11 protein-coding genes and 1 pseudogene are annotated in these 11,462 nt (G+C 42.6%); 8 read left to right on the forward strand and 4 right to left on the reverse strand.

Translation table 11 applies throughout. The features are described 5' to 3' along the window. Positions 1-360 precede the first annotated feature (360 nt). Complete coding sequence (locus tag LC574_RS08030; protein ID WP_229452663.1) at positions 361-906, reverse strand: NADPH-dependent FMN reductase; 546 nt, start codon at positions 904-906, stop codon at positions 361-363. Positions 907-1,209: 303 nt separating this feature from the next. On the opposite strand from LC574_RS08030, the gene ftsH reads away from it, so the two are divergent. Further along, on the forward strand, positions 1,210-3,099 hold the full coding sequence (gene ftsH / locus LC574_RS08035) for an ATP-dependent zinc metalloprotease FtsH (protein WP_306422091.1): 1,890 nt from the start codon (positions 1,210-1,212) through the stop codon (positions 3,097-3,099). Positions 3,100-3,832: 733 nt separating this feature from the next. On the opposite strand, the gene LC574_RS08040 is transcribed toward ftsH, so the two are convergent. Beyond that, positions 3,833-3,970 (reverse strand): hypothetical protein, encoded by a 138-nt coding sequence (locus LC574_RS08040; RefSeq protein ID WP_229452673.1) that lies wholly within the window; start codon positions 3,968-3,970, stop codon positions 3,833-3,835. 237 nt (positions 3,971-4,207) lie between these two features. Here LC574_RS08040 and nifH point away from each other — a divergent pair, with 237 nt between their 5' ends. The 6 genes from nifH (at position 4,208) to LC574_RS08070 (ending at position 9,812) form a co-directional block, all read left to right on the forward strand. After that, entirely contained in the window at positions 4,208-5,173 is a 966-nt protein-coding gene (nifH, locus tag LC574_RS08045) for a nitrogenase iron protein (protein ID WP_229452675.1), read from the forward strand. Positions 5,174-5,543: 370 nt separating this feature from the next. Next, the gene (gene nifE / locus LC574_RS08050) at positions 5,544-7,046 is read left to right on the forward strand and encodes a nitrogenase iron-molybdenum cofactor biosynthesis protein NifE (protein WP_229452677.1); all 1,503 of its coding nucleotides are present in this window, start codon (positions 5,544-5,546) and stop codon (positions 7,044-7,046) included. Beyond that, positions 7,046-8,356, forward strand: a complete 1,311-nt coding sequence (nifN, locus tag LC574_RS08055) for a nitrogenase iron-molybdenum cofactor biosynthesis protein NifN (RefSeq protein WP_229452679.1) — start codon at positions 7,046-7,048, stop codon at positions 8,354-8,356. Before nifE ends, nifN begins: the two co-directional genes overlap by 1 nt. A 144-nt stretch (positions 8,357-8,500) precedes the next feature. Beyond that, positions 8,501-8,872, forward strand: coding sequence for a hypothetical protein (locus LC574_RS08060; RefSeq protein WP_229452681.1), 372 nt, complete (start codon positions 8,501-8,503; stop codon positions 8,870-8,872). An 84-nt stretch (positions 8,873-8,956) separates the two neighbouring features. Next, entirely contained in the window at positions 8,957-9,325 is a 369-nt protein-coding gene (locus LC574_RS08065; RefSeq protein WP_229452688.1) for a hypothetical protein, read from the forward strand. A gap of 124 nt (positions 9,326-9,449) precedes the next feature. Then, the gene (locus tag LC574_RS08070; RefSeq protein ID WP_229452690.1) at positions 9,450-9,812 is read left to right on the forward strand and encodes a hypothetical protein; all 363 of its coding nucleotides are present in this window, start codon (positions 9,450-9,452) and stop codon (positions 9,810-9,812) included. Between the two features lie 314 nt (positions 9,813-10,126). Here the strand turns inward: LC574_RS08070 and LC574_RS08075 are convergent. Then, a pseudogene (locus tag LC574_RS08075) lies at positions 10,127-10,309 on the reverse strand (extracellular solute-binding protein); the annotation flags it as partial. 173 nt (positions 10,310-10,482) lie between these two features. Beyond that, positions 10,483-10,704: a hypothetical protein gene (locus LC574_RS08080; RefSeq protein ID WP_229452692.1), complete on the reverse strand. Its 222-nt coding sequence runs from the start codon at positions 10,702-10,704 to the stop codon at positions 10,483-10,485. 84 nt (positions 10,705-10,788) lie between these two features. Here LC574_RS08080 and LC574_RS08085 point away from each other — a divergent pair. Further along, positions 10,789-11,462: HesA/MoeB/ThiF family protein (locus LC574_RS08085; protein WP_229452694.1), on the forward strand; the 674-nt coding region annotated here is incomplete at its 3' end.

The raw sequence follows: 11,462 nt of genomic DNA on the forward strand, positions 1-11,462 counted from the left end.
TCAGAACACAAGTACTTTCGTTTACAACACAAGTCTTTTTTGAGCCAATGAGTGAATGAAACAGCTTTGCTTTTCGAGAGGGGATGGGGGTGGGTTCTTGTACCTAACTCAACCGAGAACCGCTATACGCATTTAAGTTGCACATCAACTGGTGAGGTTGTCCTTTGTCAATTATCCTTTGTCCTTAGTAAACACTTCTGGACTAATGACTAATGACGGTCTACACGGAAAATAGTGCAATATGTAGGCGCGTTAGCTTAGTATGTCAAGCTCGTTTTGAGGGTTTGTAGTAAGCACTTTAGTGATTAGAAAATGAAAATAAGGACTAAAGTCCTTACTACGAACTTGCCTACGATAGAATTAATCAACACCCCGCAACTTGCGAGTGTTATCAACTAAACTCTGAGCAAATTGATCAAATCTTTGAGATAGTTTTTCATCTAGCAACTTGCCTTCAGGGCTGAAAGCACCCCAAGCTTGTCCGATCGCAATTTGTTCTGGAATCACCCAACCATGCACCCATCGGACAATTAACCGTAGGTCATTTAAAGCATTACTATTAGACTGACCCCCCAATACGCTGATTAGTCCTGTCACTTTATCAGACAGTTGCTCAAAGCTCATCAAATCCAGAGCATTTTTTAGCACACCACTAACACTACCATGATACTCAGGTGTCGCTAAAATTAATCCATCGGCGCGGCTGACTGTATCTTGCAACCGTAGAACATCTGGATAATCTGGATACTCCTTTGCACCAGTGCAAAACGGTAACTGCAACTGCCGTAAATCGAGAATTTCTACCTCTCCACCCACCGCTTCAACCCTTTGCACTGCTATTTGTAAAGCAAGCTGGGTATAGGAGTTGGGTCTTAAACTACCACCTATGCCAACAATTCTTACCATAATTAACCCACAAACTATTAACTGACTACTATCACCAGGTTTTTGGAAAAGCGAAATCGTTATGACTATGTTTATCTTAGCGATTTGTATCGGAATGTGTCAAATTAATATCTACAGTCGTGAGCCAAAATAATTATCCAGGTTGCTCAACTTCATGTAATAGCCGGAAGAAACTTGGGAATGGTTTTGTGTGGAAGTTAGACTAGATAAGAAAAGTGTAATTTCCAGTTATTACAATTTTTGGTAGAAGAATAGGCATAAAACCATAGCTCAACTTGTGCCAGCAGACAAAAGGTAATTATTATGACAAATTTGGGAAAAAAACCATTGATAAAAAGACAGTCGTCAAAGCGTGGTGCTTGGGTTGGTGCGATTGCAGCTAGTTTGATTATGTTACCAGGAATTTTTGGGAGTACTCCCGTCTTGGCACAAAAGGCAGAAAGCACCTCTTTAAATTATGGCGACTTGATCAAGAAAGCGAAGGCGGGAGAAATCCAAAAAGTAGAGCTTGACGAAACTGAACAGCTAGCAAAGGTTTATCTCAAAGGGCAAAAGGCTGATACACCACCGCAACAGGTGAGACTTCTGGCACAAAACACAGAGTTAATTAACATCCTCAAAGATAAGAATGTTGATTTTGGCGAAGTTTCCTCAGCTAACAGTCGAGCTGCTGTTGGATTGTTGATCAATCTCATGTGGATTTTGCCACTGGTAGCTTTAATGCTATTGTTCCTGCGTCGCTCTACTAATGCTTCTAGTCAAGCGATGAATTTCGGTAAATCCAAAGCTCGCTTCCAAATGGAGGCAAAAACTGGAGTAAAATTTGAAGATGTAGCCGGGGTTGAAGAAGCTAAAGAAGACCTCGAAGAAGTTGTTACTTTCCTGAAACAGCCAGAAAGATTTACTGCTGTAGGCGCACGTATTCCCAAAGGAGTGCTGTTAATTGGCCCTCCGGGTACTGGTAAAACTTTACTAGCAAAAGCGATCGCAGGTGAAGCAGGTGTACCATTCTTCAGTATTTCCGGTTCAGAATTCGTGGAAATGTTTGTTGGTGTAGGTGCATCTCGCGTGCGCGACCTCTTCAAGAAAGCCAAAGAGAATGCCCCTTGTCTAATATTTATCGATGAAATTGACGCAGTAGGTAGACAACGAGGTGCTGGTATCGGTGGCGGTAACGACGAGCGCGAACAAACCCTCAATCAACTGCTCACCGAAATGGATGGTTTTGAAGGTAACACAGGCATTATTATTATTGCTGCCACTAACCGCCCAGATGTTCTAGATGCAGCGTTGCTCAGACCAGGACGCTTTGACAGACAAGTGATGGTGGATGCACCGGATCTCAAAGGGCGACTGGAAATTTTGAAAGTCCATGCGCGGAATAAGAAAATTGATCCTAGCGTATCATTAGAAGCGATCGCTCGTCGCACTCCTGGTTTTACTGGCGCAGACTTAGCCAACTTACTCAACGAAGCTGCCATTCTCACCGCTAGGAGGCGCAAAGAAGCTGTCACCCTTTTAGAAATTGATGCTGCTGTGGATAGAGTCGTTGCAGGTATGGAAGGTACCGCCTTAGTAGACAGCAAGAGCAAGCGCTTGATTGCCTATCATGAAGTTGGACATGCTTTAGTTGGCACATTTCTCAAAGACCATGACCCTGTACAAAAAGTTACACTCATTCCACGGGGGCAAGCACTGGGATTAACTTGGTTTACTCCCAACGAAGAACAGGGGTTAATTTCCCGTTCCCAACTCAAAGCCAGGATTACTGCTACTTTGGGTGGTCGCGCCGCCGAGGAAATTGTTTTTGGGAAGCCAGAAGTGACCACAGGTGCAGGCAATGACCTGCAACAAGTTACAGGAATGGCGCGGCAGATGGTGACACGCTTCGGGATGTCAGAATTAGGCCCATTGTCACTAGAAAATCAGAGTGGAGAGGTATTTTTAGGACGTGACTGGATGAATAAATCAGACTATTCTGAGGAAATTGCCGCCAAAATTGATTCACAGGTGCGCGAAATTGTTAACAAGTCCTACATTAGAGCAATAGAACTGTTGGAAGAAAACCGGATAGTTTTGGAGCGTTTAGTAGATTTGTTAGTAGAACAGGAAACAATTGAAGGTGATGCATTCCGCAAAATTGTTGCTGACAATACCCAGGTAGCTGATGCACAAGTGGCTGTACCTCATTAAACATAGGAGTAAAAATCACGTAGGCACAATTCATGAATTTTGCCTACAAAGAATTTCGGGCAACGCATAATTAATTTCACCAGTATTGCCACAAAGTAGCACACATTAAGTCTTGCCACTGCAAAGCTTAGGCTATTGTATTATATACACCCAAGCAATGTACTACAAGTGGAAATGGACATGATGAAAAACTCCAAGAAAGATAGTGGGTTGGTCTATTGTAAGTCTACCGATGCAGGTGACGGAGGAACTTTACCACCGGGGAAATAACTTCGTTACAGCGCTTTTCAAGTAATTGAACTACACCACTCCCTACTCCCCACTCCCCACTCCCCGTCTCATCTGTAGTCTAAATACCTGAAAAATGCTGTAAGCTGCGCGATCGCACTCCACTTGTAATCACCCACGGGCGATAGTGAAGCGCTGACTTGTCAGTTCGATATCATCAAGGATGCGATCGCAAAAAGCATAGCGATCGCCATCTCAAAACTCCAAAACGCGAGCGCATTTATAATTGAATTACATATATAGGACTAAGTAAGTCGGCGGGGAAATTTATAACTATGTAACGCAACCACTCTTTAGGTATGAGCAACCTTCAGGAGATTACAACAAATGATAATGCTGAATTCGTAATAACGCTCGTTCCGACGCTCGTTCCGACGCTCGTTCCTCGCTAACGCTACGCTATCGCTAACGCTACGCTATCGCTAACGCTGCGCGATCACTAACGCTACGCTAACGTAATTCGGGTTGAAATTGGGTTTCCAGCTTGGAATCTGTAGCTTTCTTTTTTCCAATTGGTATTACTACCGCCAGAGAAATCATTTGAGTGAGCGGCTGGTAATACTTGCAATATTCCTTGAGTCATGTCTTATCACTCTAGCTATTAGTCAGAAAAAACAATGACTAATGGGCAGCGAAAACTGACCAAAACTTAAATATGTTCTGGATACAGACTCTTTTTGCTGTAGAACGAGCACCTCCAACAACGTTCTACATAAGGTTACTGCTGTAACTTGACAGCAAGTACCTCTGGTAGGCACTTTGTGCCAACACCTCATAAACCGACAGACTCACCAAACAAACAATTACAGGATCAATCATCATGTCCGACGAAAGAATTAGACAGATTGCTTTTTACGGTAAAGGCGGTATTGGTAAATCTACCACTTCCCAAAACACTCTTGCTGCTATGGCAGAAGTAGGTAAACGCATCTTGATTGTCGGATGTGACCCGAAAGCTGACTCCACTCGTTTGATTTTGCACTGTAAAGCTCAAACTACGGTGCTGCATTTAGCTGCTGAACGGGGCGCTGTGGAAGATATCGAACTCGAAGAAGTGGTAATCACTGGTTTCCGGGATATCAGATGTGTAGAATCTGGTGGCCCAGAACCTGGTGTAGGTTGCGCCGGTCGGGGTATCATTACCGCCATTAACTTCCTTGAAGAAAACGGCGCTTACTCAGACGTAGATTTCGTATCCTACGACGTATTGGGCGACGTTGTATGCGGTGGTTTTGCTATGCCAATTCGTGAAGGTAAAGCCCAAGAAATCTACATCGTTACTTCTGGTGAAATGATGGCGATGTTTGCAGCTAACAACATCGCTCGTGGGGTTCTCAAATATGCTCACACTGGTGGGGTACGTTTAGGGGGGCTGATTTGTAACAGCCGGAAAACTGACCGGGAAGACGAACTGATTAGCACCCTAGCAGCCAGATTAAGTACCCAGATGATTCACTTCGTCCCCCGTGACAATATCGTGCAACACGCCGAATTGCGTCGGATGACAGTGAACGAGTACGCGCCTGACAGCAAGCAAGCTCATGAATACCGTACACTAGCAGACAAGATTATCAACAATACAAATCTCGCCGTTCCCACACCCATCGAAATGGATGAGTTAGAAGATTTGTTGATTGAATTCGGTATCCTTGAAAGTGAAGAAAATGCTGCGAAACTAATTAGCCAAGCAGATGCTGCTAAGAAGCAAGAAGACGCTGAAGGTGAAGCATTAGAAGCACTGAAAAAAGGAAATGTAGAAATAGTTTCCGGTAGCGAGAAGAAGTAAGGTTCTTGTTCAGACTCCGATGCTAAATGCAGAGTAAATATTAGGTGGGCTATTTTGGCCCACCCTCTGACCAATCCTTTAAAATGGAGGTAGTGGAATAGCCAATCTTAACTCTCTGCATTTGAATCACTGTGTTAACACTAATCTACCAAGGTGTACACGGCAACATTAATACTTTAATAGTCTGTTCGTGTTTTTGTTTTCTCCTTCTCTAACCTAGTTGGTGTTTATGTTTTAGGGGATGGGAAACTATTTTTCTCATTCCCTTTTATTCCATGCTTTAGATACACGGTTAATAAATGAAAATCCGATGAAAGCCTTTTGGAATTCTCTTAACACCTAATAACTTCTACCTATTGTCACCAAAAAAATGAATCCCACCCCAGAAAAAATCAACGATTCACTCAGTGACTCCAATTCTGAAAATGCTCGTCAGCAGCAGAAACTGCATAAAAAAAAGTCCTCCACACAATTACCCCAACCTGGAACTACTCAAGGGAGTTGTGCTTTTGATAGTGCAATGATTACCCTAGTACCAATTACCGATGCTGCTCATGTAGTTCACGGACCAAGTGGCTGTGCTGCCAGTATTTGGGGAACTTACAGCAGTCTTTCTTCTGGTTCGATGCTGTACAAAATACGTTTTACCAGCGACATAGATGAGAACGATATCATCTTCGGTGGAGCCAAAAAGCTGTACAAAGGCATTTTAGAATTACAAAGACGCTACAAACCTGCGGCAGTATTTGTTTACTCCACTTGCATCACAGCCTTGATTGGGGATGACATAGAGGGAGTTTGCAAAGATGCCACTGAAAAAACAGGAATACCCACTATCCCTGTACATTGCCCTGGATTTATTGGTAGCCAAAATTTGGGCAATCGCGTTGCTGGTGAAGCGTTGCTAGAACACGTTATTGGAACAACTGAACCAGATACTAGTACACCCTATGACATCAACTTGATTGGTGAATATAACATCACAGGTGCAATATGGAATGTTCTACCGTTATTGGAGAAATTAGGTATTAGAGTTTTGGCAAAAATTACAGGCGATGCTGTCTACAAAGAAGTTTGCTATGCCCATCGCGCCAAACTTAACGTGCTACTCTCCTCCAAAGCACTAATCAACATGGCAAAAAGCATGGAGAAAAAATATGGCATTCCCTATATTGAAGAGTCTATTTATGGCATAGAGCAAATCAATCAGTGTTTAAGGAATATTGCCGCAAAGTTGGGTAATCCTGATTTGCAAGAACGTACAGAAAAGCTAATTGTAGAAGAAACTGCTGAAATAGATGAAAAACTCGCTCTGTATATCACTCGATTACAAGGTAAGCGCGTTATCCTTTATACTGGAAGTTTTAAGAGTTGGTTGATTATCTTTGCTGCTAAGAAATTGGAGATGGAAGTTATTGCTATTAGTACTAAGAATAATACTGAGGAGGATAAAATTAGAATCAAAAGTTTGCTGGGTCAAGATGGCATAATTTTAGAACAAAATACTCCTCAAGAGATCCTCCAGATAATTAACGAAAATCAAGCTGATATGTTAATTGCTGATAAATGTTATCAAGACACTTCTCTCACAGCTAGGATTCCATTTCTAGATATTAATACTGAACGCAACCATCCCTATGCAGGCTATATAGGAATCTTAGAGGTAGCACGAGAACTGTATGCCGCTTTTTACAACCCTGTGTGGGAGCAAGTATACCAGCCAGCCCCGTGGTCAGAGGATGGGGGAGATGGGGGAGCAGGGGGAGATGAGGGAGCAGGGGGAGATAGGGGAAATGGGGGAGTAACAGTAATATCTTCCTCATCCCCCTCATCCCCCTCATCCCCCTTATCTTCTCAACAGGAGGACATTTGATGGCGATTATTAGCGTTACGAGTACATCTGTTGCAGTTAATCCCCTGAAGCAAAGCCAAACTGTGGGTGCAGTTTTAGCTTTTTTGGGGGTGAAGGGAATGATGCCTTTATTACACGGTTCTCAAGGCTGTACTGCTTTGACTAAGGCGGTATTAGTACAACATTTCCGTCAGGCGATTCCTCTTTCCAGTACAGCGATGACAGAAGTTGCAACTATTTTGGGTGGCGAAGAAAGAGTAGAACAAGCAATCTTGACTTTGGTGCAAAGATCCAAACCAGAAATTATCGGTCTTTGTAGCACTGGACTTGTGGAAACCAGAGGTGATGATATGGGGCGCTTTGTCAAGGAGATTCGCCACCGTCACCCAGAACTGGATTATTTACCAATTGTGCTTGTCTCTACACCAGATTTCAAAGGTACATTACAGGATGGCTTTGCTGGTGCAGTTGAGAGTATAGTCAGGGAAATCCCCCAAAAAAGCTCCAACCAAGACGCTTGTCCCACACAAATCACTATTTTGGCGAGTTCTGCCTTCACACCAGGGGATGTACAGGAAATTAAAGAGATTGTTACCTCTTTTGGACTTGTACCTATTGTTGTACCTGACCTTTCTGGCGTACTAGATGGTTCTATAGAAGATTCCTCTAGTGCCATTACAGCTAATGGCACTACTTTGTCACAGTTGCGCTCAATTGGCAGTTCTGTATTCACTTTGGCACTAGGCGAGAGTATGCGGGCTGGGGCACAAATTTTGGAGCAGAGATTCAATATACCTTACGAGGTATTTGGTGAACTGACGGGACTAGCAGCAGTAGATAAATTCTTGCAAGCTTTGGCGGATATCAGTGGTGTTAGCGTACCACAGAAATACCGCCGTCAGCGCCGTCAGTTACAACATGTGATGTTGGAGAATCACTTTTACTTTGGTTGCAAGCGAGTTTCTTTAGCGCTGGAACCAGATTTACTTTGGTCAACAGTTGCTTTTTTGCGATCGCTAGGAGTGCAGATTCACTCAGCAGTGACAACAACACGCTTTCCTCTGCTCGAAAAACTTCCGATTCCTAGCGTCACTATCGGTGATTTGGAAGATTTTGAGCAATTGGCGGTTGGATCTGATTTGCTAATTACCAACTCTCATGGAGTTGCGATCGCCCAACGCTTAAATATTCCTCTCTATCGTCAAGGGATTCCCATTTTTGACCGCTTAGATCATGGTCAGTTCACCAAGGTTGGTTACCGAGGCACTATGCAGCTTTTATTTGATATTGGTAACCTGTTTTTAGAGCAGGAAATAAAGGTTAAGCATTAAAAACAACCAACTCTAAATATTTATCAGCGAATTCAGACCTACATTGAACAAATATCGAAGCTGTTTGACTACAATACATTCCTAGTTATTACTTATGGAAATCAGGCACGAGTCGGTACATTAACCTCAGACTGGCAGGAGTTTTTGCCCTGGCGCACCATTGATGGTGAGGCAGTTGCCGTGGTGAGGCAGTCCGATCTTGGGGGTTTCCCCCAGGAGGAACTGCCGAAAGGGTTCTCCGGCATAAGCAAACTGCCGTTAGCGTCAGCGGTAGCGTTCGCGCAGCGTCTCGTAGAGAGGAACGAGCGTCACCCGGAGGGGGAAGATTTTCCTGCCAAGGGCGTAACTGAACTAGAGGTGCTGATTCAAGGCATTTTTGACAAACGGCGTTTCCTAGAGCAAGTATTGCACTTGATAGTGTTTGAGGAGAACGGAACCAGCATTAGTAAAAAATTGCTTCGCCGACCTTTTTGTACTACACAGTACCCCAAAAAATCTTCGTGCCAAGCCTGGTAAGTGCTGAGTTATCAATAATTAGTAGAAAAGCTAAATCACAATTCAATATTCCCAATTGCTACTTTCAGCATGAAAGTTATAACTATGAACACAAGTTGGTATGAACAAGAGCTAGTCAAAGAATTCAAAACGGTTATTGCTCATTCTTTTCCACAAGTCGAGGAATTGCTAAAACACTGTCATGTTAAACTCATCGAGTCTTATTGGGGAAGACCTCGTGTTCACTTTCTACCATACTTCACAATTTATTGCCCTGACAATCTGATTGCTGCTGTCAAAGCCCAGATATCTATACTCACAGAAGTAGCAGAATATGCAGGATTAGTTGAGGTTGTCTGCCTAAATGCTACACATCTGCTGCGAGATCCGATGTCGAAGGTAAAGCAGACAGATCCGCGTTTGTGGTTAGAACTGCAATGGCTTCCAACACAAGAACAAGAACACTTGCTATGATTTCCCGACTTTGAGTGCAACTACAAAAGTGCTTTTTGCGCCATCTTTGAATAGATGGCGTGATTAAAACATGCAGAAACATTGTATTTTTTGACTAATAATTCCCAATCCCTAGTTATTTACTATGAATAAATCCCCCCTTCCCGCAGATGATTTGCCTCCAACTGGAGCGCCTATACTTAATGAGTTATTCTACAGGCAATTAGAAGAAGCTACTTGCAGGCGATTTTATCAAGCCTGCGGCCCAATTATGCGAGTTTTACTATCAAATTGTCACTGGTATTTCAAGATAAATACTAGTCCTCTGATGTTACTCATTATCTGTTATGACATAGAAAGTTATCTGCATATAGTCGATGCTATTCCCCAGTTCATCAAAAAGCTGAAGCAGTTTTCCAATAAAGCCAAAATTCACCTTTTTTCACCAGATTATAAAGGAGAATCTTGGGAAATCGAGATTGAAGAAACATCAGATGATGAAGCCTAGTCAAAATCCCAGCATCCAGTAAGCAGCCCAAATGCCAAGGAAGAAGGTAATAAATGTTGCAAGAAATGAAGTTTTAAGTGATATCCAGAGGGGCGATAAATCCAGTGGCATAGTTTTGTGGATAAGAACAGTGTTTATTAGGGCTGGTTTGAGTAGTGCGTTGAATCATCAACCAGCCTTGTCAAAATAATTCGTAATTGCAATCAGTGAGAACTTGAACTCTTCACTGATTGAAGATTGCTAAATTAAAAATTTAGTGGGGGCTTGCTTGTACCCGCTCTTTAATTACGAATTACGAATTAGTAATTATTTGGTTAACTACCAGCTACCGAAAATCCCTGTTTTTCAAACACAGTTTTGGCTTGATTGCCCGATAAAAATTCTACAAAATCCTTAGCGGCATCGACATTTTTACTGCTTTTAAGAACCGCGATCGGATAGACGACGGGAGAATGGGTTTTTTCAGATGCAGTTGCTACAATTTTGACTTTTGAATTACTGAGATATTTGTGATAACAACTTTTAAATCAACTTAAATAGGCCTTTATCACCACAAAAGTTGGATAATTACAGAAGTAATTTTTTAAAAAATACCAACTAAATAGGCTAAATGTTCTAAAATATATTTTCTATATCAAGAGATACTAAAAAATTTCATTGAGCATTCAACTCAGGACAAAGAGCAAACTGGCAGCGATGGATCGGTTCTGGTCAAAGAGCAGGGATGATTGAATAAAGGACTATCACGACATTTCCGCAGAGGGAGCAGCACCACATTCGCGTCACCGAACAGCCCGTCGTAGACATCGCTATATTTGCACATAGCTCCCTTAATGGTGTCTGGAATAAATACCAACTTTACAGGTAATAAAATCAGAAAGTGTATAGACAACTACAATAATTGCTACCAACTAGGTGGTAAATTTTACGACCAACTAGGTGGTAAATTTTACGACTGATAAAGAGGTAAAAAGCGATGAACTTAACACCCAGTGAGTTAGAACGCTATCACCGCCAAATGATGCTTCCCAATTTTGGAGAGACAGCACAAAAGCGCTTGAAGTCCGCAACGGTTTTGGTTACAGGTGTAGGGGGATTAGGCGGTACATCAGCGCTTTATTTGGCAGTAGCGGGTGTTGGGCGGCTAATCCTAGTTCGGGGTGGTGACTTACGGCTAGATGATCTGAATCGTCAGGTTCTGATGACAAATGATTGGGTAGGTAAGCCAAGAGTATTCAAAGCTAGAGAAACACTGCAAGCTATTAATCCTGATATTCAGGTGGAAGCAGTTCATGATTACGTTACAAAAGAGAATGTAGACTCTTTAGTGCAATCTGCTGATATAGCTGTTGATTGCGCCCACAATTTCACAGAGCGAAACTTGCTCAATCAGGCTTGCGTGCGCTGGCAAAAACCAATGGTGGAAGCTGCAATGGACGGAATGGAAGCTTACCTGACGACGATTATTCCTGGTGTCACTCCTTGTTTATCATGTTTGTTCCCAGAAAAGCCAGATTGGGATCAGCGTGGGTTCTCGGTTATCGGTGCTGTTTCTGGGACACTAGCTTGTCTTAGTGCATTAGAGGTAATAAAGCTGATTACTAAGTTTAGTCAACCCTTATTGTCACAACTGCTGACAATCGACTTGAT

The sequence above is a fragment of the Nostoc sp. CHAB 5715 genome (assembly GCF_020829685.1).
In the GTDB taxonomy this organism is placed as follows: domain Bacteria; phylum Cyanobacteriota; class Cyanobacteriia; order Cyanobacteriales; family Nostocaceae; genus Nostoc.